At 53.4% G+C, this 25,174-nt stretch carries 20 protein-coding genes; 3 read left to right on the forward strand and 17 right to left on the reverse strand.

The window, feature by feature from the left end:
- The 16 genes from RMS95_RS03060 to RMS95_RS03135 form a co-directional block, all read right to left on the reverse strand.
- Positions 1-3,812, reverse strand: a 3,812-nt coding sequence (locus tag RMS95_RS03060; protein WP_405023353.1) for a beta strand repeat-containing protein, incomplete at its 3' end; no start/stop codon positions are given.
- Between the two features lie 687 nt (positions 3,813-4,499).
- Positions 4,500-6,626: a flagellin gene (locus RMS95_RS03065; protein WP_310643478.1), complete on the reverse strand. Its 2,127-nt coding sequence runs from the start codon at positions 6,624-6,626 to the stop codon at positions 4,500-4,502.
- Between the two features lie 145 nt (positions 6,627-6,771).
- Positions 6,772-7,080, reverse strand: coding sequence for a flagellar protein FlaG (locus RMS95_RS03070; RefSeq protein WP_310643480.1), 309 nt, complete (start codon positions 7,078-7,080; stop codon positions 6,772-6,774).
- 190 nt (positions 7,081-7,270) lie between these two features.
- On the reverse strand, positions 7,271-8,800 hold the full coding sequence (fliD, locus tag RMS95_RS03075; protein ID WP_310643482.1) for a flagellar filament capping protein FliD: 1,530 nt from the start codon (positions 8,798-8,800) through the stop codon (positions 7,271-7,273).
- A gap of 59 nt (positions 8,801-8,859) precedes the next feature.
- Entirely contained in the window at positions 8,860-9,783 is a 924-nt protein-coding gene (flgL, locus tag RMS95_RS03080) for a flagellar hook-associated protein FlgL (RefSeq protein ID WP_310643484.1), read from the reverse strand.
- Positions 9,784-9,798: 15 nt separating this feature from the next.
- A complete protein-coding gene (flgK, locus tag RMS95_RS03085; protein ID WP_310643486.1) occupies positions 9,799-12,900 on the reverse strand; it encodes a flagellar hook-associated protein FlgK in 3,102 nt (1,033 codons plus the stop codon).
- Positions 12,897-13,376: a rod-binding protein gene (locus tag RMS95_RS03090; protein ID WP_310643488.1), complete on the reverse strand. Its 480-nt coding sequence runs from the start codon at positions 13,374-13,376 to the stop codon at positions 12,897-12,899. Before RMS95_RS03090 ends, flgK begins: the two co-directional genes overlap by 4 nt.
- Before the next feature lie 10 nt (positions 13,377-13,386).
- Positions 13,387-14,478, reverse strand: coding sequence for a flagellar basal body P-ring protein FlgI (locus RMS95_RS03095; RefSeq protein ID WP_310643492.1), 1,092 nt, complete (start codon positions 14,476-14,478; stop codon positions 13,387-13,389).
- Positions 14,479-14,541: 63 nt separating this feature from the next.
- A complete protein-coding gene (locus tag RMS95_RS03100) occupies positions 14,542-15,225 on the reverse strand; it encodes a flagellar basal body L-ring protein FlgH (RefSeq protein WP_310643494.1) in 684 nt (227 codons plus the stop codon).
- A gap of 11 nt (positions 15,226-15,236) precedes the next feature.
- The gene (flgG, locus tag RMS95_RS03105; protein ID WP_310643496.1) at positions 15,237-16,022 is read right to left on the reverse strand and encodes a flagellar basal-body rod protein FlgG; all 786 of its coding nucleotides are present in this window, start codon (positions 16,020-16,022) and stop codon (positions 15,237-15,239) included.
- 30 nt (positions 16,023-16,052) lie between these two features.
- Positions 16,053-16,817: a flagellar basal body rod C-terminal domain-containing protein gene (locus tag RMS95_RS03110; protein WP_310643498.1), complete on the reverse strand. Its 765-nt coding sequence runs from the start codon at positions 16,815-16,817 to the stop codon at positions 16,053-16,055.
- Between the two features lie 22 nt (positions 16,818-16,839).
- Positions 16,840-20,034: a flagellar hook-basal body complex protein gene (locus RMS95_RS03115; RefSeq protein WP_310643500.1), complete on the reverse strand. Its 3,195-nt coding sequence runs from the start codon at positions 20,032-20,034 to the stop codon at positions 16,840-16,842.
- A gap of 39 nt (positions 20,035-20,073) precedes the next feature.
- On the reverse strand, positions 20,074-20,787 hold the full coding sequence (locus tag RMS95_RS03120) for a flagellar hook capping FlgD N-terminal domain-containing protein (RefSeq protein ID WP_310643502.1): 714 nt from the start codon (positions 20,785-20,787) through the stop codon (positions 20,074-20,076).
- Positions 20,788-20,812: 25 nt separating this feature from the next.
- The gene (flgC, locus tag RMS95_RS03125; protein WP_310643504.1) at positions 20,813-21,238 is read right to left on the reverse strand and encodes a flagellar basal body rod protein FlgC; all 426 of its coding nucleotides are present in this window, start codon (positions 21,236-21,238) and stop codon (positions 20,813-20,815) included.
- Positions 21,239-21,244: 6 nt separating this feature from the next.
- On the reverse strand, positions 21,245-21,628 hold the full coding sequence (flgB, locus tag RMS95_RS03130; protein ID WP_310643506.1) for a flagellar basal body rod protein FlgB: 384 nt from the start codon (positions 21,626-21,628) through the stop codon (positions 21,245-21,247).
- Between the two features lie 138 nt (positions 21,629-21,766).
- Positions 21,767-23,080, reverse strand: coding sequence for a LysM domain-containing protein (locus RMS95_RS03135; protein WP_310643508.1), 1,314 nt, complete (start codon positions 23,078-23,080; stop codon positions 21,767-21,769).
- 70 nt (positions 23,081-23,150) lie between these two features.
- On the opposite strand from RMS95_RS03135, the gene flgA reads away from it, so the two are divergent.
- The 3 genes from flgA (at position 23,151) to RMS95_RS03150 (ending at position 24,861) form a co-directional block, all read left to right on the forward strand.
- Positions 23,151-23,960, forward strand: coding sequence for a flagellar basal body P-ring formation chaperone FlgA (flgA, locus tag RMS95_RS03140; RefSeq protein WP_310643510.1), 810 nt, complete (start codon positions 23,151-23,153; stop codon positions 23,958-23,960).
- A gap of 141 nt (positions 23,961-24,101) precedes the next feature.
- Positions 24,102-24,422, forward strand: a complete 321-nt coding sequence (flgM, locus tag RMS95_RS03145) for a flagellar biosynthesis anti-sigma factor FlgM (protein WP_310643513.1) — start codon at positions 24,102-24,104, stop codon at positions 24,420-24,422.
- 16 nt (positions 24,423-24,438) lie between these two features.
- Positions 24,439-24,861, forward strand: a complete 423-nt coding sequence (locus tag RMS95_RS03150; RefSeq protein ID WP_310643515.1) for a flagellar export chaperone FlgN — start codon at positions 24,439-24,441, stop codon at positions 24,859-24,861.
- Positions 24,862-24,879: 18 nt separating this feature from the next.
- Here the strand turns inward: RMS95_RS03150 and RMS95_RS03155 are convergent, their stop codons facing one another.
- Positions 24,880-25,173: an EscU/YscU/HrcU family type III secretion system export apparatus switch protein gene (locus RMS95_RS03155; protein ID WP_310643517.1), complete on the reverse strand. Its 294-nt coding sequence runs from the start codon at positions 25,171-25,173 to the stop codon at positions 24,880-24,882.
- Position 25,174: the final 1 nt, after the last annotated feature.

Genomic DNA, 25,174 nt, shown 5'->3' on the forward strand with positions numbered 1-25,174 from the left:
GACACATTGGTCGTGCTCAAGGCAGACAACTGCGCCGTCGTCAAACCACTCAGCGCTGTTGTGCTGATCGATTGCAACTTGGTGCTGCTGATCGCGTTCAGTTGCGACGAGGTCAATGCACCCACTTGATTGGCACTCAACGCACTCAATACCGAAGTAGATAAATTAGCGGCCTGATCTGTGCTCATGCCGCTGAGCTGAGATCCGCTCATCACACTGACTTGTGATGTGGTCAACGCTGCGACTTGCGCTGTGTTTAGACCTGCAATCTGTGGCGCACTCAGGCCAATGATGTCGTCCTTTTCCAAAACCTGAATTTGATCCGTACTCAATGCACTTAGTTGGTCTGTTGATAAGACCCGAACTTGAGAGAACAACATGGCTTTCAAGTCAGCTGTTTCAAGTTGACTCACTTGAGTCGTGGTCATGGCCTGCAACTGGGCATCCGTGAGGGCAACCATATCTTGAGTAGTCAGTGCCCGCACCTGAGCCGTATTCAATGCCACAAATTGATCGGTACTCAAGGCCTGAACTTGGCTTGTGGTCAATTGTGATACCGCATCCGTCGACAACTCACGCAATTGAGCCGTAGTCAATGAGGTGATCTTTGCCGCGCCCAAGCTAACGGCCTGAGCGGCCGTAAAGGCTTTGACCTGCGAAGTTGTCATGGCAGACAACTGCTGCGTTGTCAAAGCCGAAAATTGTGAAGAGGTTAACGCCTGAACAGCACCTGTGCTCACAGCGTTCAATTGTGTGCTGGTCAGATTGCTAATTTGTGAAGCTGTGAGGGCGCTAACTTGAGTACTGGTCAATTGACCCAATGTGCCTGTTGTCAAAGCAGCCACTTGGCCGATGCTCAGTGCAGCCAAGTTGTTAGACGTTAAGCCGGCTACTTGGGTCGTTTGCAAGCCAACAATGGCTTGCGTGGTCAAAGCCTTGGTCTGAGTTGTGGTCAATGACGCCAATTGTGTGGTGTTCAACTGAGACACAACATCACTGCTCAGTGCTTGCACTTGAGATGTGCTCAAGCTGCGCAAATTAGCACTACTCAACGCGTTCAAAGCACTGCTCGAAAGTGCTTGCACTTGCTCGGTGCTCAATGCGCCTAGTTGTGAGGTAGACAAGGCCGTGACTTGATCTGTGTTCAGTGCGGCAACCACAGATGAGCTCAAGGCTTTCACTTGGTCTGTGGTCAACTGACTCATTTGATCCGCACTAAAAGCCGCGACTTGAGCCGTGGCCATCAACGCCACCACAGCAAAGCTCAAGGCTTTCACCTGTGCACTGCTGAGCGCATGCAATACGTCAGTGTTTAACCCCGTCACATCGTCTGTGTTCAAGGCGCCGATTTGACTTGTCGTCAAAGAAGTCGCTTGACTAGCCGTCAAGGCATTCAACTGGACAGTGCTCAACGCTTGCATCTGGTTTGTAGACAAAGCTCCCAATTGTTCATTGGTCAGTGCGGCGACTTTGTCAGTGGTGACCATAGACAGAACCGACGTACCAATCGATGAAACATCACTGGCTGACAAGTAAGCCATCTGCGCAGTGCTCAGCGACCCCAGCTGACTGGAGCTCAAGGTGCCAACCACATCAGCGCTCAAGTTGCCCACCTGCGAATTGGTCATTGCTTGCAGCTGAGCCGTACTCAAACCGCCTGCTTGAGTTGTCGTGATGGCTGCAATCTGCTGTGCAGAAAGTAATTTAAATCCGGTTGTGCCAACAGTTGCCAAGTTGGCGCTGCTGAGAGCCTTAATTTGCGCCACTGAGAAAGCCTTGACAAGTGTGGTCGACAATCCATTGACTTGCGCTGTGTTCATTGCCGCCACAGCGTTTGTAGAAACACCTTGGAACTGTGAGGCCGAGAGTTTGTTCAGCTTTTCAGCCGACAACACTGCGATTTGCGATGAGCTCAAAGCCGTCACCGCACTAAACGTCAAAGCACCTAACTGTGCCGTTGTGAGTGCCGCGACTTGGTCTGTGCTCAATGCGGAGACAGCTTGGGCATTCAAGGCATTGACTTGAGATGTCAATAACACACTAATTTGCGCTGAGCTCAATGCAGCGATGTCAGCCGTACTCATGCCGCGCACTTGCGAGGCCGAGAGCTGTGTGATTTTCGTCGTACCGAGGGCTGTGAAATCTTCAGCGTCCAACGCACCCACCTGGGTATACGTCAACGCAGCGAGGTTGGTAGACGAAAGTCCTTGCACCTGAGAAGAGGTCAAGTCCTGGACAGAACTGGTCGACAAAGACCCAAGTTGACTGGTCGTCAACGCATTCAACTGCGTTGAAGTCAAAGCCTGTACCGTACCGGACGTCATTTTGCTAAGTTGGGTGGCCGTCAAAGCGCTCACCTGCGCAGTCGTCAGGCTACCTAGATTTGAAGACGACAGCGAATTCAACTGCGTCGACGTGAAGCCCGTCACTTCTTGCGTTGTAAGGGACTGAATTTGTGTGGATGAAAGGGCGTTCAACGCAGTGCTGGTCAAACCCTGCACTTGCCCTGAGGTGAGCGCTCTTAAATTGCTCGAACTGAGATTACCGATCACGGATGAGCTCAGCACCGCCACTTGTGCTGAAGACAACACTTGCATTTGGGAGGTAGTCAATGCATTGACCACGCCACTGCTCAACGCCTGAACTTGGCCGGTCGAGAAGGAACTCAACACGCCAGAAGACACGGAGGGTGCGACAGCAACACTAAGCGCTTGAACCTGCGCGCTCGTCAAAACACGCACTTGCGTGGCACTCAAGGCGTTCACAAAACCAGAGCTCAGTGCCGCCATCTGACTCGTAGATATGGCTTGCAGCTGGGTATTGCTCAAGAGTTTGGCCTGAGCGGAACTGATAACACCAACAGCACTAGTAGACAGTGCCCCGACTTGCGTGGTGGTCAAGCCCTTCAATTGCGTGTCGGTGATTTTGGTCATCTGTGTCGAAGTCAAGGCATTCACTTGACTGGTACCCAAACTACTCACTTGTGCGACCGACAAAGTCTGCAACTGGGTGCTCGTCAGGTTAGACACTTGCGCGGTGCTCAGCGCGCTGGTTTGATTCGTCGTCAATGCACCGAGCTGGGAGGGCAACAGTGCCTGCAGGCGTGGCGAGCTGAGACTTTGCACCACCGCCGTATTGAGCGATGCCACTTGCGCCCCAGACAAAGCCTGCAGATGACTGGTGCTGAGTTGCTCGACCTGCGCTGAACTCATGGCACCTACCGCCGCAACACTCAGAGACACCATTTGCGTCGAAGTCAAAGCCTGCACCTGGGCTGTGTCTAACGCTTGAACCAACGTGCTGGTCAGGGCCTTCAGCTGCGTTGCATTCAAGGCCTTCACATCGTCGGTAGAAATCGCATGAATTTGTGCAGTCGACATGGCGCCAACAACCGCAGCTGATAGTGCATTGATTTGAGATGTCGTCAGCGCATTGACTTGGGCTGTTGAAAACGCAGCGAATTGGCTTGCGCTAAGTTTCCCAATGCCAACAACGCTCAGTTTTTGAATCTGTGCGGTGTTCAAAGCTTTGAGCTGCGACGTTGTAAATGCCGCAACCTCTGCTGAAGACAAAGCAGCAACTTGCGAGGTCAACAAAGCCCCAACTTGAGCTGTGGTGAGCGACTTGATTTGTGCAACGCTCAATCCAGCCACATCAGAGGTTTCGAGGGCTTGCAATTGACTAGTGGTCAAAGCCGCAATTTGATTTGTATTGAAAGCTTGAACCTGCGTGACGCTGAGTGCACGCATTTGGTTGGTATCCAACCCCACCAAATCACGCGTTTCAATCGCGGAGACTTGCGTAACTGTCAAATTGCTCAACTGAGATGTGCCAAGTGCAGACAATTGATCACCAATTAAACTGATGATTTGATCCGTCGTCAGCGCTTTAATTTGTGTTGCATTGAACTGATTCAAGGTCTCAGTTTTCAGCGAACCTAATTCTGAGGTATTAATCCCAGAGATCTCTAAAGCGGTAAGCGACGACACCTGAGACGTTGTGATCGCATTCAGCTGAACGGCAGATAACACACTCATTTGCGGCTTAGTAAAAGCGCCAATCTGGGTGTTACTCATTGCACCGAGCTGAGAGTCAGTGAGCGCAGTCACTTGGCTGGTGCTCAAAGCAGCCACGTGCTGCGCAGTCAAACCAACAATCGCAGCTTCCGAAATGGAAGCAATTTGCGTGGTATTCAGCGACTTAACTTCTGCAACTGTCAAGCTGCGAATGGCCGTCGACGTCCAAGCATCCAGTGCCGTACTGCTAGTAATACGGGGGGCAATGACGTTTACGCCGGATCCTACGGGTGCAACCATGATATTCTCACTTTGAAATGGGTGAAACCTTGTCATCTGGCAAGCTGCCAATATTTACGATTTCGTCTTCTTGATTCGTCCCGTATTGATAAAACTTGAGGATTTTTTCAAAAAAAAACGAGCCCTGAAAAGGACTCGTTTTTTAAACGTGACTGCGGCAAGCAGTCAGTACAAGTGAAGCACTTACTTCAACAAGGACAACACGGATTGAGCAGACTGGTTCGCTTGCGCCAGCATGGCTGTTGCAGCTTGCGAAATGATCTGTGCACGGGCCAATGTGGTTGTTTCTGTCGCATAGTCAGTATCCAAAATACGGCTGCGTGAAGCAGACATGTTTTGATTAGATTCGGTCAGGTTGCTCACCACGGCATCCAAACGGTTTTGATAGGCACCTGCCTTGGCTTGGTTGGCACCCACACCTTCGATGGCGGCATCAATCACGTTGATCGCGTCCGCAGCACCTGCAGTTGTAGAAATATCCAAGTCAGCTACTTTCATGCCGCTGCCAGCACCACCAAAAGTGCCTTGGCTGAAACCCAACTTCTTGAAGTTAGAAACATCGCCATCCGAACCACTGTCAAGCGTAAATGCCTTGTCAGAACTAAGCGAGACACCCGCAAAGAAAGACGTTGGATCAGTAGCGTCAAGTGCAACGCCCTTCAGACCAATGGCATCACCGGTAGCAATACCGCCGCCCGAATTTTGCAGCTTGATAGAAATGTTGCGACCATCCGCAGCAACCATTTGAATTCCCTCTCCGTATGCCGTTGCCACCACGCCTGTTTCACCTTTGTGTGCGTTGATCACATTTAAGACGTCATCACGTGTAGAGTCACCCTTCAAAGATGTATTGATTTCAATACCGTTCAAAGTAATCTTCGTCACTTCGGCTGCACCAAAACCTGTACCACGGATCACGTTTTCAGCAGCTTTGGCCGTCACACCCGTGAGGTTGGTTGCTTTGTTGATAGCAGCAGCAATCGCAATGGCACTGTCTGCCTTGGTTGATGCCTTGCCATCCTCAAAAGAAGCCGCATCATCCGAGCCAATGGCACCAGCAATGGCCACACCATTGATGGTGAGTGTTGTGCCATTGAATGTGCCTGCGCCCCCGAGAGCATGGGTGGAAATGCGATTGGCTGAAACGCTTTGCGCAGAACCTGCCTCATAAGAACCAAAATGAAGACCCGAACGCAACTCGCCAGTTTGAGCATTTGCAACAGCACTACCGATGGAGATCGCAGAGCCATCCTTGGTACTCAACTCGTAGGTACCCACATAATCACCGGCAGCAGCAATACCCATAGTGTCGTACCCAGCATCACCTGTCGACGTTCCCAACACAATGTTACGACCGTCAGCAGCAACCAAAGTAATGCCCTGTTTATCGTCATGCGTGTTCACAGCTTTGACGCCTGTGCGATCAGAAATGTCGTTGATGGCCTGTGTAACAGATGCGCGATCGATTTCTTTGTTGCCAGACATGTAGAAAGTAGCTGTATCAAGACCGTTGATCGAAACTGAGCCCGTATCACCAGCCGTAGCAGCTGCCATCGGTTGACCAGCTGCGACCGTCTTATTGACAGTAGCGTAAACACCGCTTTGCTCAGAGACCTTGTTGATAGCCGCAGCTTTAGCGATTGCGCTGGCTGCCTTGTTGTCACCAGAAGAAACCAAATCGCTGGTCGCCAAAGAAGCGCCAACTGCCACACCATTCAAGGTCAAATCGCCATCTGCAATTTTTGCATTCGATTCAACATCGATCAAACCACCAACCGAGCTCAACGTCGTGCGGTTGCCGATGCCCAAATCTTTGGTTTGGAGCGAATCAAAACCGATCGTCATCATGTCATGGGCATTGACACCGGTTTGGATTTGAATCTTGCCTGCTGAACCGTCCAACAACTTGATGTTGTTGTGATTAGTTTTGGTGGCAATGTTCTGGATTTCAGATTTCAGCTGAGTCACTTCTTGTTGCAATGAACCGCGGTCAGAAGAAGTCATGGCACCGTTGGCCGCCTGAACCGAGAGTTCACGCATACGCTGCAACATGCTGGTCACTTGACCCATCGCACCTTCAGCAGTTTGCGTCATCGAGATGCCATCGTTGGAGTTGCGAATAGCAACTGCATAACCACGAATTTGCGAAGTCATGCGGTTAGAAATTGCCAAACCAGCAGCGTCGTCTTTGGCACTGTTGATACGCAGACCTGTAGAGAGTCGCTGCATGGTTGTCGTAGAAATCTTATCGACATTGCTCGAAGCTGCTTGTGCACTCAAAGCTTTAACGTTGGTGTTAATCACGGTCATGGGGATTCTCCTAAAGGTCCATCACTGAGGGGTTGAAAATTCAGGAATTCATTTCCTGATGAGCAGTGAATCGGAAGGTTTGGTTTTTACTTGAGCAGATTTTTCAAAATATTTAAAAAATCAACCATCTTTACGTTTGCATGATTTATGCGGCAACGTTATGCAACATGCCTTTGAAGTCTTCAATGCCATGTGCCACGCGCACCACCACTTCATTGGGAATTTGTCGAATGACTTCACCCGTCGATAAGTTGGTGACAAAAATAATAGGCTGCCCCAACTTCACATCCATCGAAAAACTCACTGCGCGCCCGCTCTTGTCAAGCATGTCATTGAGCTTTTGAATCGCCTCTTGCAAATTCTTGCGAACAGCTTCTGAATCGAATTGAATTTCAGACTTTGGAATGGGTGCGAGGTGCGGCTTTGGCTCTGGCTGAATTGCAGCTTGCGGCACATCAGCCTTCACAACAACAGGCAAACCTTCCCCACGACCAGCAGCTTGGGGCCCTATCCTTGGTTGAATTTCATTCGTCATACATCCTGCCTTTTTAGGGATTTGGCTTTATATCGGCAGGAATTAGCAACACTTGAGCGAAATCGCTCAAATTTTTTAAAGAGTTAAATGTGAATTCTTAACTACTCAATTAACCTGTTTTACCGGTGTACGTGGCCATCATGCCGTCAAAAGATGACTTGAGGCTGGCCTTCTGACTATTCACACTACCGACCAAACTGTTCATAGAAGCAAATTGCTTTTGATAGCGTGCCAACAAACTGTCCATGCGCACACCCAACTTAGTGAGGTCGGCTTGGTATTTTGAATTTTGTGTTGTCGCGTTCGCACTTTGTGTAGCAAGAACACCTGTAGCACCCAACATCGCATTGAGTTTTTTAAGGCCGTCACCAGCAATACCAGCAGCAGCTACGGTGTAAGCACTGACGTTATTTTGGTTACCTGTAAAGGTTTTAACGACATCTGCAAAGTTAGAGCTCAAGGCCGTATCTAACTTTGTGGCATCTACAGTCATAGTCCCTGAGGCATCAATGTCCATGCCCACTTGCCACAACGCCTTCACGTTATTGCCAGGGGTACTGGAGGGATTGACGAACATGGAACGAAGTTGCTGCTTAACCATGCGAACCGTTGAATCACCAACCAAAGTGGCACCATATGTATCAACGGTAGATTTAGGGTCTGACACCACATTGAGCATGCTCATCGCATCGTTGTAAGACGTGGCCAAGGCATTGATTTTTTCTTTAATGGCCGTGGTATCGCGAGTCAAATCTAGCCCAGTAGAACTACCGGTCAAACCTTTGAGATTCATGGTCACACCGGCTACGACATCACTGATGGTGTTGCTTGGCCTTGTATAAGTGATGCCATCTACCTTGACTTGGGCATCGGTCGCGACCTGGTTGTTAGGGTTATTAGCCATGAACCCTAAGCCTGGCACTCCATTTCCCGAACCATAGTTGGTCGACAAACTAAACGCACCAGCCGATCCAGGCGCACCCGTCATCACCACCTGAAAGGGATTCGCTGAACCATCACCCGTGTTCACAACCTGAGCGGTTACACCTGCTTGGGCAGCGTTGATGGCATCTGCTAAATCTTGCGGCGTGTCTTTGCCAGCTGCTAAATTGATCACAGGTGCAATATTTGAGCCAACCGTTAATTGAATACTCATGGCCTTGCCGCCGTTCAGCGAAGCAGTCGCAGAAGACAAACCATTGCTCACCGTACGCTGATATTTCGCCAAACGCAAAACCTCAACATCGTGCGATCCCTCAATGGCATAAGCACCTGTTGTGACAGTGAATGCTGACGGGTTGCCGCTTGTGGCATTCAAAGAATTAAAACTCGTTTGATCCTTCAAGGCAGACATAGCCGTCTGAACCTGCGACATCACGTATGAAATAGCTGCGTAGCCAGAAACCCGCGAGTCATTTTTAGTGATCTTGGCATTGATGCCGTTTTCTTGCGGCATCCGCTCAGCGTCAACCAAGTTTTGAGCCAAAGAAGCCGTGTCCACACCCGACCCCGCATTGAGCGAGGTGATGATCTTTTGCGCAGCCGCTTTGTTGGCGGCGGCCGTCGTCGCAGCTGCGGTTTTATTTGCAGCAATGGTTGACGTTGCAGAAGTCGTCGAGCTGACAGCAGTGGTAGCCATGGGAGGTGAACTTTCTTAACTTAGACTTGATCGACGCGAGGTATTCAAACTTGAGCGCATTAATTCAAGAATTTGAACAAACTCATCTGCGAGATCTTGGAAAAGCTGCTTTGTGCGGCTTCCAAAGCGAGTTGGTCTTTGTTCATTTTCGTAATGGCCGCCGTGTAGTCGAGGTCTTCCACGTCAGATTGGGTGGTTTTCAAGCGCAGCACGACTTCATCGAGCACGCTGGTTTGCAAGTCCACCACCGACAAGTCAGAACCCACTTGGGCCAAACCATTGCTGATGCCATTTTGCAAACCATCGACCTCGCCGATGCCACGTTGGATGTTGGTCATGTCGCCGGAAATCACGGCGTTGGCCAAGTCGTTCAACGACTGAAAGAAGTCCACACCCGTTTGCGCACCTTTGTCATCGGTGCGGGTGACGCGCACAAAGGCGTCGGTGCCGGTCATGTTGAGGTTCATGCGGCGGTTGTCACCCACGTTGACTTTCATGCGCGACTGGTCGCCTTGGTAGGACACACGCCCCGTGGCGTCTTGCGCGAAGGCGGGCTGTCCGGTACGGCTGCCCGAGAACAAAAAGTTACCGTTGCTGTCTTGGCTGTTGGCCAAGCTCATGATTTGTTCGCGCAAGCCCTTCATTTCCAAAGCCACGCTTTGGCGGTCCTGCGGGCTCAAGGTGTCGTTTGCACCTTGGACAGCCAGCTCTTTGATGCGATACAACACGTCGGAAGTGTTTTTGAGTGCCGTTTCTTCCGAGGTCAAACGCACGTTGGCAGACTTCAAGGTGTCTTGGTAGCTGGTGTTGCGCGACAACTCCGATTGCAAACGGGTCACCAAAGCCGCTTTGTCTGGCGCGTCGCTGGGCTTGACGATGTTTTTGCCCGTCGACAACTGCTCCTGCGTTTTGGCCAAGTTGGATTGCACCGTGCTCAACTGCTGGGTCGAGCGGTCAAAGTAGAGGGAGGTTGAAATTTTCATAGGTCTTGGCCTCTATCAGCGAATTTGCACAATGGCGTCAAACAACTGACCCGAGATTTGCAGTGCTTTGGCGTTGGCTTGGTAGGCCTGCTGCAAGCGAATGAGGTTGGCGGCTTCGTCGTCTAAGTTGACGCCCGAAATTTTGTCGCGTGAGGCAATGGCTTGGTCGTTCACCACGGTCAACGCTTGTTGGGTGATGGTGGCTTGTTGCGCCAAGTTACCCACGTTGTTGATTTGGTCGATGTAGCTGTTGGCTAAGGTTTTGCCATTGACCACCGGCTTTTTGTTCAGATCAACCATGTCGAGCATGTTGACGTTGTTGCCCAAGCCATCTTGGTTGCCGTCGACTTGGTAGCTGTCGCCCACGCTCGGGGCGTGGTCAAACTTGATCTGCAAGCCGTTGAAGTCGACCACGGGCTCTAACGCCGAGCTGTCGTATTGACGGCTGGCCAACTCAGTGCCCGTCGTGCTGTCGATGATGCTGTAACGGTCTGCGGCCGTGAACTTGATGGTCAAGGACTGGCTGCGCAAACTGTCGCGCGGCACATCGGGTTGACCCGTGAAGCTGGTCGCGACTTTGGCGGTACCCGTGCCGGTGACGAACAGCAACAAGTCATCGGGGCTGCCGCCTTCGATAAAAGCGCCTGTGCGAAGACCGAGCTTGCCCAAATCAGACGGGTCACCCGTTTGCACATCGGGCGGCACACCGAAGCTGCCAAACGACAAACGGATGTCGGTTTGTGTGGGGTCTGCGGCCAGCTTGCGTTTGAGGCGTGCGGTGACGTCGTAATCCAAGGGCTCTAGACCTAAGGCGTTGGCTTGGAAGGTGCCATCGGCCGCTTTGCCCGGACCGACCGAGATGTTCATCGTGCCCGAAGAATCCAGGGTGGTGAGCTTGAGGTTGCGGTTGCTGTCGATTTCAGCGCTGACACCGGTGAAACCCTTTTTCGCATTGATGCTCTCTGCGACGCCCTGCAGGGTGGTGATACCGCTATTAGCACCAAAAATATCGGTGCCGTTGATTTGCAAAGGCTTGGTGAAGTTGACATCGGTGCTGGGCACGGTCATGTCACGCACCACTTGCACCATGCGCACTTGGCCGTTGTAGCTATTGGCTTGCAAGTTCAGTGCGTTCGCACCGGGTTGGGCCGTGCCCAAATTGGCATTGATTTCGATGGGACTGAAATTGGCGTTGTTCAACACCAACTCGCCAGCGGGACTGATGAACGCATTGACCTTCTTTGTCAGATCCGTTTCGCCAGCAAACTTCGTGTTGATGGCCTGCGCCAGCGACTTGATGTCTGCGTAACCTGTTGGAATGGCTTGTCCGTTGATGGTCAACGCCTGTGTGAAGTCCAACTGACTGCCAGACACACGGATTTCGCTGAAAGCCTCGGCGCGAATATTGGTTTTCGCTTGAAAGTAGTTGATAAAGTCAGCCACGTCCGATGCCGTCGCATTGGCTTTAAGTCCACTTTCCTGAGGTTGGGGAAGAGCTTTATCCAACTTGACACCGTTGAGCACCAACGCGCCTGCAGGAATGGCAGTCCCATCACCTAGCACGCGTGCGGTTTCAAGCACCGCAGGCATGGGCGTGGTGTTGGACGAAACGCCGTTGGCATCAAACGTTTGACCGTACAAGACCGTGGCCTTGGCACCGTAAAAGAGATTCAAGTCACGGTAAGCATCTGGCCCCGACTTGTTCAGGTAAGCGTCGCTGTATGTGGCGTTGGGCACAAAGCCATTGCTGGGCGACATGAGCTGAAATTTTTCGTCCAAACTCAAACTCTTGCCCAACAACTGACGACCATCTCGGGTCATCACTTGCAGCTGCTGGCCTTTGTCGGCCTCGTCCAAATAGAACGCGGCTTTGACGCCTGCGGCCAAGGTGGTGACCGGCGTGAACAAACGTGCGCCGTCGACTTTGAAGGTCACGCCTGCGGTGGCGTTGGGGTTGTTCACCAACGCAGGGTTGCTCAAAGGCGTAGCGGGCGTGGTGCCGGCAAACTTGACCGTGGCGCGGGTGGGACTGACGTTGGTGTTGCTTTCGCTAACGCGAAACTGTGCGGCCGTAGCCACGCGCAAGGCATCGTTCAAGGCCATGCGAATGCCACCGGCAGCGTTGGCTGCCGTGGGGTCGATGGCATACAAATCGGTGCCCATTTTTCCGTAGCCATCGATACCGTTTTGCTGAACAGCGTTGGTTTCTTTGACGAAGGTTTGAGCCAACGAATTCAAATTCTTTTGCGCAGGCTCCAACACTTGGCTAATGAAACCTTGGTAACCGCCCAGCTGACCGCCACTGGCACTGGCCAACGACTCGCTGTTGCCGTAAGGGTCGATCACCAAGCTCACGCGGTCTTTCACGGCGGGGTCTAAGCCCACAGGACGCGACTTTTGACCATCGACCACCAGACCTTGGGTCATGGTGGTGCCCATGCTGACGGTCACTGCACCGTTGGTGCTGAAGCTCGTTTTGACACGCGCCAAATCGGACAACTGGCGCAATAACAAATCACGACGGTCCAACAACTCGGGGGGTTGCAAATCGACCGAAGGCGCTTTGGCCATGGCTTGGTTCACCAAGGCCAATTGGCTAGTAAGGGTATTGATTTGGGTGGCGGTACTCTCCACCGCTTGACGGGTTTCGGTGGAGACCAAATCGAGCTGACCGGAGAGCTCCGCAAACCGTGAAGCCACGCCTTCGGAGCTGCGCATGAAGGAAGTGCGCAACACGGTGGAGGCAGGATCGGCAGACAAGCTGCTGGCCGCATTGAAGAAGTCGTCCAGCGCAGAGCTCAAGCCCACGCTCTTGTCGCCCATGATGTCCATCACGCGCTTGGTGTATTCCACCATCGGTTTTTGGCTGGCCAAATCGCTGGTGCTGTTGCGCAGGTTGGATTCGGCGAATGCATCAAACTGACGTTTGACGGTTTGCAACTCCACACCGGTGCCAAAAAACATGGCCGCAGATTTTTGTGGCGCCGAGTCTTTCAAGACGGCGTCTTGGCGCGAGTAGCCTTCGGTGTTGACGTTGGCGATGTTGTTGCTGACTGTGCTCAACGCACGTTGGTACGCGCCAATCGCGTTGCCGCTGATGCCTAACATGTCACTCATGAACCACCTCCAAGCATTTTCTTGGCGTCAAGCAAAGGCTTGATCACAGGCGTCTTGAACTGCATCGGATTCGCTGCAGGCGTTGTGTTCAATGGCATTGCAGGCTCTTTGGGGTTCAAAGCCATGCCGCCGACTTGACGTGCTTTGAGCATGTCAGCGGTGCTGGGCTGGTTTTGTTTGACGGCTTTGGCCATGTAGTCGGCTACGCCCAAAGCGCTGCGTTTGGCCATTTGCATGGAGATTTCTTTGTCAAACATGCCTTCAAAGGTTTCCACGCCGCTGGACTGGTTTTCTTCGTCCTTCATGGTGGCTTCGCGCATGGACTTCATCATCATTTGGATGAAGAGGCCTTCAAATTGTTGCGCCGATTCTTTCAGCGCTTTGTCTTGGTTTTGCTGCGCTTGGCCACGCAACTCACCCAGACCCGTGAAGTCCAGGTAGGACCGGGTGGTGGAGGTGTCGACGGGGCTGCTCATGTCCGTGCTCTTAGATGATGACCAACTCGGCGCGCAGGCTGCCGGAGCTTTTCAAGGCTTCAAGAATAGCGATCAAGGCCGAAGGCGATGCGCCCACTTGGTTGACCGCATCCACAATTTGACGCAGCTCCACACCCGGCTGGAACAAGAACATGGGCTTGTTCGGCTCGTTGACTTTGATCTCGGCGTTCTGCACTTCAGCCGTTTGGCCACCCGCAAACGCATTGGGTTGCGACACTTCATTGGTGGCGGTGATCGCCACCGAGATGGTGCCGTGCGACACAGCAGCGGCCGTCACACGCACCGAGCGGTTGATGACCACGGTGCCTGTGCGTGAGTTGATGACCACACGCGCTGGCGGCTCGCCTGGCGTGATTTCCAAGGCCTCGACCATGCTCATGAATGACACACGTTGATTCAAGTTTTTAGGTGCTCGTACCGATACCGAAACACCATCCAAAGCTTGTGCCACGTCGCCGCCAAATTTTTTATTGATGGCGTTGACGATGGCCGTTGTGGTCGAAAAATCGTTTTCACGGATGTTGTAGATCACGTTTTCTGCGGTCTCAAACGGGGTGTCGACAATGCGCTCCACAATCGCGCCGCCAGGAATGCGGGCCGAGGTGGGCACACCGATGGCCACTTTGGAGCCGGCTTGGCTGGCGTCAATGCCCGTGGCGGTCAAGGCGCCTTGTGCCAAGGCATAAATTTCACCGTCCACACCGCGCATGGCCGTCATGATCAAGCTGCCGCCGCGCAAGTTGGTGGCTTTACCGATGGAAGACACATTGATGTCGATGCGCTGACCGGGCTTGGCAAAGCCAGGCAAATCAGCGGTAACCAAGACAGCGGCCGTGTTTTTGATGTCCACGCGGGCCGCAGTGGCCGCTTGTTCAAAGTCGGTCAAGGGACCGTCAATGCGCACGCCCATTTGCGAGAGCATGGCTTTCATGCTTTGGGTGGTGAACGGCACCGAAGCGTCATCGCCCGTGCCTTGCAAACCGACCACCAAGCCGTAACCGATCAATTGGTTGGGACGCTGGGCGGCGAGCGTGGCCAAGTCTTTGACACGGTCAGCGCACGCGCTTCCTGCTGCCAACAAGCTTAAGCTCGCGACACAAAGACGAAAAAAGGGAGAAAGACGCAACATGAGGTACTCGTTCGATCAGAAGGGCCAGTATTTGTGCAAGGCAGAAGTGCCCCAACCTGCTTTGGTTGCGTTGGCCAAGTCGCCTGAGCCACGGTAAGCAATTTGTGCATTGGCCAAACGGCGCGACTGAACGGTGCTGTTTGGACCCACGTCTTCAGGACGAATCACGCCAGAGACTTGAATCACTTCAGTGCCTTCAGAGAGACCAAGTTTTTTCTCGCCACGGATGATCAAGTTGCCGTTGGCCAAAATCTCAACGACGGTGACCGCCACCGAACCGACCAAAGACGCTTGTTGGTCCGCTTTGCCCGCCCCTTTGCTGCTGTTGGCGTTCTCGTTGAGGTTGATGCCGTTGAAAAGCGGCGAAATCTTGCCGACTTGGGTACTCAGACCGGTCGGCAAAGAGTTTTTAGATTCGCGGCTGACGTCGGTGTTTTGCGTGCGCGCCGCTTGCGTGGACTCATTGAGCAGCACGGTGATGATGTCGCCCACTTGGTAATTGCGGCCACGGCCAAACCAAGCGTCGCTTTGCCGGTTGTTGTAGATGCCGCCGGTGGCAATCTTTGGCCGGTCTGAAGCCAAAGGATAGACGGGCGCAAAGTCGGGTGACGATTTGAGAACCAAATCGACCGGTTCGGTGGCGCAGCCTTGCAGCGCAGCCACACAGGCGATCAGAGAAAGAGAGTGAAGCAGTTTCATCATGAACCTCATCACATGTTTTGGTTCAAGTACTTGAGCATGCCGTCCACGGCCGAGACGGCTTTGGAGTTGATCTCGTAAGCGCGTTGGGTCTCGATCATGTTGACCATTTCTTCCACCACGTTCACGTTGGACGCTTCGAGGGAGCCTTGGTTCAGCGTGCCTGCGCCATTGAGACCCGGCTGCAAAATTTGCGCTTGACCACTGGCTTGCGACGAGTCGTACAAGTTGTTGCCGATGGGCTTCAACCCGCTTGGATTCACGAAACGTGCAATTTGAATTTGGCCAATGTTTTGCGCACCACCGCCGGCAACCAACTCAGCACTGACGGTGCCGTCGCGACCAATCGTCAAGCTGGCAGCGTTGTTAGGAATGGTGATGGCTGGGATCAACGGAAAACCTTGCGAGGTCACCATTTGGCCGGTGCTGGAAATCTTGAAGTTGCCGTCACGCGAGTAAGACGTCGTGCCATCTGGCATTTGAATTTGAAAGTAGCCGTCGCCTGTGATGGCCACGTCCAGCGGGGCTTGGCTGTTGACCATATTGCCCTGCATGTGCAGTTTTTCAGTGGCATTGATCTTCACACCGGTACCCAGCATGAAGCCGGTCGGTGATTGGCTATTGTTGGTGGTTTGACCACCGGGTTGCTTGATGTTTTGGTAGAGCAAGTCCTCAAAGACAGCTCGGTCGCGTTTAAACCCGGTCGTGTTCACGTTGGCCAAGTTGTTCGAGATGACGTTCATACGCGTTTGCTGCGCGTCAAGACCCGTTTTGGCTACCCACAATGATGCGTCCATGATTGATCGCTCCCTTTAAAACTGTCAAATTCAGGACGCCTTCATCATGGAGGCGCCCGACTCATCGTTGGACTTGCTTTCTTTGATGACACGAACCTGGTGCTCAAACGAGCGGCTCTGTTCAATCAGCTTGACCATCGATGCCATTGGATTGACGCTGCTGCCTTCTACGGCCTGCGGTGTCAAAGAAACTGGCTCTGGACCAGTTGCAAAGTCCGTGCCAGCTGCTTTTCCGACAACTTTGAATAAACCGTCTTCGCGCTTGCTCAAGGGCGTGGCACTGGCATCGCGCAGCATCAGCTGGGCAATCACCTGTTGTTGAGGCACGCCTTGTTGTGTGGGGTCTATGGCGTAGAGGTTGCCGTCGGAGCCAAAAGACAGTTTGAAGCCCGGCGGCACGGTGATGGGGCCGCCATCTTGGCTGCGCACCACATGGCCGGTGCCGGTTTCCAAGACACCGCTGGCATTGACCTTCAGGTCGCCACGGCGCGTGAAGGCCAGCTCGCCATTGCTGCCCGTCACGCCCAAGACCGTTTTGTGGTTCATGGCCACGTCCAAATCGCGCCCGGTGACCATCAAAGGACCGGGATCGAGCTGCACTTGGTCGTTGGCGTACATGCGTGGTTGAATGCGCGAGTCAAAACCCTGACCGACCGCTTGGTGCGATTGCAAAGTGACGTCAAAAGTTTTCTTAAAACCAATGGTCGAGACGTTGGCGATCTCGTTGGACAACTGGTGGCGCGCAATGCGCTCCTCGTTGATCGAGGCCATCGAGTTAAAAGATAAGCGGTCCATGTCAGGCTCTCAGTGCGTCCGCTTAGTTGCGGATCTGAATGATGGTCGAGGTCAGCGAGGTGCTGGTCTCAATGGCTTTGGCGTTGGCCTGGAAGTTACGCTGCTCAGTGATCAAGTCCACCAATTCTTGCGTCAAGTCCACGTTCGCACGCTCGGTAGCACCGGAGCGCACCGTGCCGTAACCGGCAGAACCGGCTTCACCGTACTTCGGGGTGCCTGAATCAGAGGTTTTGTAGTAGCTGGTGTCACCAATTTGGCGCAAACCAGTGGGGTTGGAGAAGTTGACCAACACCACCTTACCCAGCGACTTTTGCGCACCGTTGGAATAGCTGGCGTTGACCAAGCCGTCGTCTTTGATCGCCAAGCCCACCAAGTCACCTTCAGGTGCACCGTCTTGCGACTGTGACAACACAGCGTAGGGCGAAGCGAACTGGGTCGACTTGGAGTAGTCGATGTTGATCGTCAAAGAGCCCTTACCGTTTGGCAAGTACACGGTGTCGAGTTGAGCGCCTTGTTTGGGAGAAACCAAGTTACCGGCCGTGTCAAAGGTCAGCTCGCCTTTGTCGAAGTAAACGGGCGACCACTCGGGCAAGTTGTCAAAACCTGTGGCGGTGGACGACTCTTTGCCGAAACCGTCAATGTAGACCGTCGCGTTTTTGTCGTCTTTGAACGGTGTGGGTTTGATCCAAGTGGTGGTGGTGCCAAACTTGGCGTCCAAACCATCCAAGCCCCAACGTGCATCGCCAGTCACTTTGATGTACGAGCTGGTGGATGCCGTGCCCGTGGTGAACTTCAACGCGTTGGTTTTGGTGTCGTAGGTCACCTTCACGCCATCGACGGTTTGCGGTGTGCCGCCATCGACAGAAGGCCCCTGTAGGTTGTTGATACCGCTTTGAAGGGCTTCCATGAAGGTGCTAAGTGTGTAAGTGTCTTTAGGGGGCACAACCACCGTACCGGTCACGCCGTTCACCGACACAACAAACTGGTTGTTGGTGGTGTCGACCGAGAAGTTGTTGTCCACGTTCACGGCCAAAGCGTTGCCTTCCAACACTGCAGGAGTGGATGCAATACCGCGCAAAGCCTCAATTTTGGATTGCCCCACAACATACGTGGCGGGGTCACCGGTCAAGCCCAAGCCATGGTCATTGACCGTGGCCAAGCTGCCTGGCTTGATGTTGGTCAAGCTGATGCTGGAGGTATCACCGGTGGTGCCCGATTTGAAAACAAAGCCGCCCTTGACCGCGTCGTATTCCACCGTTGCGCCATAACGCTGGTCGTTGGACGCGCGCAGAGGAGCCGTAGAGACTGAAGGCGTGAGGCCCAAACCCACGGTGTCGTCGTTGACACCTTGCAAGATGGGATCGTTGGTAGGACGAATGCTGGTTTGGTTGGTAGAAATAGAGATTTTGTCGTTGTCGCTGGGCTTGAAAACCAATTGCTGCGCTTTGGTGTCGTAGCTGACCGTGATCTTGCCGTAGTGTTGTCCGCTGGCTAAGGAAGGGTTTGCATTAACGAGCGCCACTTGAGCATCAACTTGTGACTGAACTTCTGCAACCATGTCTTCGTAACGCATATTGCCTTGCACATCACCTTTATTGGCCAACGTGATGTCCACCATTGGCGCTGATGACAATCCTGATTTGATAGGCAGTTGAAGCGAAAACGTCGTGCCAGAGGTCGACTTAAAGTTGAACGGCTTTTCATCGCCGTATGCACGGTTGATGGCGTTGGTCAACTCAGCGGCAATTTGTGCACCCGAGAGCTTGACGTTTTTACCCGCCAAGCGCTCCAAACCGACCGACACCGGCTCAATCGAGTTGTCGATGTTGATGCTGAACAAATCCTTCAATTCTTCAAAGCTTTTCTTACCAACCAACAAGCTGTTTGGGATAGCCAAGGGCGTTGCACCTGCGGTTGCAGTCACTGGCTTTGAGGCACCCGTCGCTGGAACGACATTCATCTTGATGTCAGTCGAAAGCGTGTTGGCGGCATTTGGGGCCTTCGAGTTCAAGAAAACAGCGCCATTGCTGTCTAATGAAGCCACATAGTCTTTTGAGAAGTCCGCATTGGCATTCAAAGCTGTCACTACTTCGGCAGCGGTTGGTAGCGCTGACGGAGTTGCTGAAATCACCTCAATGGGGGTGCCAGTTTTTATTTGCACCTGAAACTTATCGCCGGTGGTATAGCTTGTGGTCGCGGGCAGCGCATAAGTTGCGGAGCTCAAACCTTGTTGCACCGCCAATGCTGACTTCGTTAAAGTTGAATAAACACTGAAGTCCACACCATCGTTGGTGCCCGTGCCCAAGCCCGTTGCACTGCCACCAGAGACGGCTGCAGGCTGCGAGGTACGCACATCGTTCAATTGATCGAGTGAGAACTTGTAAGTCTTTTTAGAGAAGCTGCTGTTCAAGGCGGCAATTTCATCTGGCGTCTTGAAATCGCTCTTGGCTTTGAGTTCGCCATATTTGTTGACGAACATCACGTCACCGGTTTTGTTGGTGGCTTGCTGCAAAGAAGCGTCGACCAACTGATCGCCCACATACACAAAGGTTTGCCATTTGTTGTTCGGAGTTTCTTGACTCGCGTTCTGGGTCTTGACGTAATAAACCGTGGCCAAGTAACCGTTACCACCGCCGTCATAGACGGTCAACGCGGTACTCTTGTTGTACGAGGTGGGATCGTTGCGGTTGAAAGGTGCGGTAATCACCGCAGCATCCGCAGGAAAGTTCAAACCCAGCTGCACTTTGCTGGTTTGTGTGGCCATACCCGTGGTTTTTTGGGGAATGGTCAGCACGTTCATGTCTGTCAAATTCGCTTTGCCGGACGAGTCAACGGACGCCGCCATCAAACGCTGTCCTGCTGAGTTCACCACGTTGTATTGGTCGTTCATCATGAATGAGCCGTTACGCGTGAAGATGTCCTGAAAACCGTCTTGCGACTTGAGCGGGAAGAAACCGTCACCACTGATCGCCAAGTCCAAGGTGTTGGACGAGAAGGTCATGTTGCCTTGTCCAAATTCTTGGGTCACTTTCTTGAGCGACACACCTTGACCGACCGTCGACGACGCTTTTTGCAACGGCGAGGTCGCAAAAATGTCACCAAAGTCAGCGCGGCTGCGCTTGAAACCCACGGTACTCACGTTGGCGATGTTGTTGGCGGTCACGCCGAGCTGGGCGGTGGCGGCGTTCAAGCCGGTCAGAGAGGTATAAAAAGACATGGTGCTTTAACTCCAGTGAGAAATTCTTAAATCGTTAAATCAGGAACCGACGCGCTTGACGTCGGCCAAATTGACTGTTTTGCCGCCATCGACTTCGAGCAACAAGGTGCCATCGCCGGCTGCAGCGCTGGACACGCCGCGTACGGTCGCGTAGGTGTTGACAGTGGGGGTGGTCATTTTTCCGGCGCTGTTGACAGTGGCCACATAGCGATAGGTTCCGTTGGGGGCAGCAGTGCCGCCGTCGTTCATGCCATCCCACGCCAAGGTGGTGTCGCCCACGGGCTGTGCGCCCATGATTTGGCTGCGCACCAAAATGCCTTTGTCGTTAAACACCTGCAGCTTGATGCCATCGGCACCCGCGGGCAAATTGATGGTGCCTTGCGACACGGTGGTGTCGGTAACGGTGACAGGACCATCGGGCACGGTGACGGTCTTGCCGATCAACGAAGCAGCGCCCAACATACGGTCGCCGCTCATGCTGGAGACCATGGATTCCAAACTGGTCTTCATGGAAGTCGAGGCTTCGAGTTGGGAGAACTGGGCCAACTGCGCCACAAACGCCTCGTTTTTGACGGGGTCGGTCGGATCTTGGTTGGTCAATTGGGTGGTGAACAACTTGAGAAAAGCGCTCTGCCCCATGGTGGAGCTAGACGAAGAAGCCTTCGCGGCATCTTGCTGCGCTTTGTATTGCGCGCTGGTCATGATGTTGCTCGGCAACGAGCTCATCATCGAGGTGGTGTCAGAAACGGCCATGAAAGACTCCAGTACTTGCTGTCAATCAGCTTTTGATGATGTCGAGCGTGCGCGACATCAGCTGTCGAGCGGTGTTCACCACTTCGACGTTATTTTGGTAAGAACGTGAGGCGGCCATCATGTCGACCATCTCAGACATTTCGTTCACGTTGGAATGAAAGACGAAGCCTTCTTTGTCAGCCAATGGGTTACCTGGGTCCCAGGTTTTACGCACGGGCGCTTGGTCGTCCACGATGCGGTCCACCTTCACGCCACCGATGTATTGCGCGCCGGCGTGGGTCATTTCTTCGCGCATCAAAGCTTTGAACAACGGGCGTTTGCCGCGGTAAGCCTCGGCTTCTGTGCCCGCGACTGAGTTGGCGTTGGCCAAGTTCGAGGCGGTGGTGTTCATGCGCACGGTTTGCGCGTTGAGCGCGGTGCCGGCGATGCCAAAAACGTTGTCAAGGTTCATGATTCATTACTCCCCGCGCAAAGCTTTGCGCAACCCGCCAATGCGGTTTTCTAAAAATTGCAAGGTCGCTTGGTACTCGCTGGCGGCCTTACCGTATTGGGCTTGTTCCACGTTCATTTCGACGGTGTTGCCGTCAAACGAACTGTTGAATGGGGTGCGAAAACGCATGCCGTTGTCTGGGCCTTCTTGGATGCCAGCGAAGTGTTTGTCATTGGTGGATGTCAAATATTCGGTTTTGGCTTCTTTGAGCATGGCTTTGAAGTCAACGTCCTGCGCTTTGTAGTTAGGCGTGTCAGCGTTGGCGATGTTGCGGGCGAGCACTTCCATGCGTTGGCTTCTCACGCCAAGCGCACGTTCATGAATTCCGAATGCGTTTGCAAAAACATCCATAGCACCACTCCGATCTAGATCGACTCCGATTAATTGACACATGGCCTCAAGTCATGAGACCTCACGTCGATTAGTGCAAGAGCCATGCCAACGGTGTTTTGACGGTGCTGGCGGCAAAGATTTGCCGCTCCCCGTGCGTTATTGCACTTGGGTGACGACGGCCTGTGTGGCGTAAGCGCTCATGCGCGCGGCCTGAGGGGTCGCACGTTGGGCCACGTCGGTGCCCAAACGTTCTTTGGCGTTTTGATGCAAGCCCGCCACGATGGAGTTGCGGGTGATCGGCGCACGCACATCACGGTTGACGTGCAAGTACGCCGCTTGCCGGCCTGGAATATTCAAGGGGGCGTTGGGGCGCGTTTCATTGCGGGCTGCTGGTGTCAGCACGGTCAAATACAAATCATCTAAGCCGACAGGTCCGTTGTTTTTAAGGCCGGTGTCGTCAAAGTATTTGCCCACCATGTCGAGTTGCTGCAACACGCTGTGACCCAAGATGGCCTTGGGGTTGGCGCCAAACCCAGCGCTGGCTGCGCCGCGGTCGGGTCCGTCACAAAACTGAATGATGCCGTGGCAACGGTTGTTGGTGGCTTTGGGGTTGAGGCCATCGCTTTCCATCAAGCTCAGCCGCGCAAAGTCATCGGGCGCAAACTTGTGCTGCTGCGACATTTGCACAATTTTGTTCATCACGGCTTGCTTGTCTTCAGCAGGAATGAAACCTTTTTCAACCGCACGGGCGACGGTTTTTTCAAGCACAGGATAGGAGCTGCGGTCGGCACGCGACAGCAATTGAATTTGCGCCGTGCCTGCAAGCGATGACGCCCCCAAGGGGGTGTCAAAACTCTCACCGTTCAAAACCAAAGGTGCCGCAGCGTTGGCCGATGTGGTGTTTGACAAGGATGACGTCGACGCATTGGCCGCAAGCGCCGACAGTGCGGCCGCGGTGCTGATCGAAAGCGTGCTGGCTGCGCCGTTTGAATTGGGTGTCGCGTTCGACGCGGCATTCAACATAGCCGCGGTGTTCATCAACGCACTTTGCGGTTTAGCCGCACTGGCTGTTGGTGCGTTCGCCGTGCCAGCTTGCGCTTGAGCCACGCTGTAGTTCAAGCTGTCTAGATTGAGTTTTTGCCCTGGGTGAATCAAGTTGGCGTTGGGCAAGTTATTGGCCCGTGCCACGGTTTGCGCCAAACGCAAAGCCTCGTTGTTGGACACATTGACGCCACGCGACGCCATTTGCTCGCGCACGATGCCCGACAAAGTTTGTCCTGATTTGACGGAGGTATCCCAAGGCGCGAGTGCGCCCGATGGACTCGACATAGACGCTGTTTGCGCCGATGACAGGGCTCGCGTGAAAGCAGGTGCCGCACGCGTGAACGCCTGCGACCCCACGGACAGCGATGGCTTGCCGTTGATATCGGTGTTGGTCACCTGGGGTTGAAAGGACGGGTCGAGTCGCATGGCGGTTCCGTTTAACGGTGGGTTTTAAAAGTTGGTCTCGTTCTTGCAAGAAGGTGAAGGTCTGAAAAAAATGTCAAAACTTCAACACCTGACCCAACTCACTATGCAATTGCTGTGCCTAACTAAAACCGACAGCTTCCGAGTCCTCTGCGCTCGGTGGTTTGGGTGGGTGCTCGCCTTGGCGCTAAGCCATGCCAGTCTTGGGTTTGCGGCTGATACGCCCCCTGCCCAATCAGCCATTGAGGCCCTGCAAACACAGGCCCAGCAATGGGCCAGTTCACACCCTTCATTCCAAGGGCGCGCCGTCCACGTCGCGCCCATCGACAACCGCATTGCGGTGCAAAGCTGTCAACAAACACTGCAATTTGACCAACCGTTCCCGGGCCAAGCGTCGGTGCGCGTGCGCTGCACTCAACCCAATTGGCAGCTTTACGTCACCTTGAATTCAGGCAATGCACCTGCGGCCGTTGCGCGCAATGGTTTGCCCGCCCCCGCTGTGCAAAAAGTATTGATCGCAAAAGACCTGCTCAAACGCGGTACGCTATTGACGCCTGCCATGTTCACCGCCACCGAAATGCCCGCCCCGGGGATGGAAAGCCAGCTGATCAACGACCCTAAACTGTTGGTCAACATGGAGTTAGTGCGCGATTTAACGCCCAACACCCCTTTGAAAACGTATGACGTGAAAACGGCTGTGATGGTCAAACGAGGCCAGGAAGTGCAGGTTTCTGCAGGTGTGGGACAAGGATTCTTAATCACCATGCGGGCCGAAGCATTGCAAGATGGCGGCATGGGTGAACAAATTCGCTTAAAGAACAGTGAGTCGGGTCGATCTCTAACTGCAGTGATCACTGGACCCAATGCAGCGAAACTGAGATGAGTACATCAAAAATGATTAATTAATCAAATTTGTAGTATTAATTTTTTGGAAAATCGCCTCAAGTTCTAAAATTTGGGGTCGATTGAAGTGTTGTGAAGAAAGTTTGACTTGCTGTAACAGGTTAAAGAAAGAGAAATCATCATGAGTGACGCTATTTCGAACTACGGACGTATGGCCACATCGAACGCTGCATTGCGCAGCGCCATCGACAAGGTTGAGAAAAAAAGCCCCACTGCCACGCAAGCGGCAGACACGGGATCTACACCTACGCTGGAAAAAACTTCAGCGGGAGCAGACAAATTGAGCCTGAGCAATGTTGCGCAAAAGGTCATGGCACAGCCAGACTTCGACCGTTCCAAAGTCGAAGCGATCAAGCAGGCAATCAAGGATGGCAACTATCCTGTGAATCCCCGCCGCATCGCTGAAAACTTTGTTGCGCTCGAACGCATGATCACGAACTGATCGGACCACGCCCGATATGACGACACCCGCCACCGACACCCTGCCCTCATCGCTAGAGCAGGCCTTGGCCTTGGCGCAAACGCTTGAAGAAATGCTTGAACTTGAGTTCGAGCACTTGAAAGCGCAAAACTTGGACGCCTTCGAGGCTTCCCAACCCGTCAAAAACGATTTGCTACTGCAACTCGTTCAACTCGCTGGCATTCAAACCGCCGAGTCAGCCGACGCCTTGGGGCCTGAATGGGATGGGTTCAAGGAGCACATGGCACAGTGCCGCGACATGCACCGTCGCAACGAAGTGCTGATTGGCCGAAAAATTGACGCCATTCGTGGCGCACTACAAAGCTTGCAAGTGCAAGATCCCGCCAGCTCGGTCGAAATTTATGACCGACTCGGCAAGCTCAACCGCGTGCGTCGCGGTCGAGGCTACAGCGACGCTTAAGCCCAGCGCCTCAGTCTATTAAGCCTCTCGGGCTTTTTCATCACCGGGCTGCATGCCCTTGAGCCAGTACACCCACGACAAAATCACGGCCACAGCAGTGAACATGTCTTGTGGAATTTCTTGCCCCACGTCCAAACGGCTCAGCATGGCGAGCAAACGTGGGTCTTGCGCCACATACACCCCTTGACGCTTGGCCTCATCCACGATGCGACGCGCCAGCTCCTCGTCCCCTTTGGCGGTGACGGTTGGCGTTTTGTTGCGGCCGTACTCTAAAGCGACGGCTTGCTGCGTGTAAGGTTTGTTGGGTGACATG

Origin of the sequence: Limnohabitans sp. (genome assembly GCF_031539175.1) — a bacterium.
Classification (GTDB): domain Bacteria; phylum Pseudomonadota; class Gammaproteobacteria; order Burkholderiales; family Burkholderiaceae_C; genus Limnohabitans.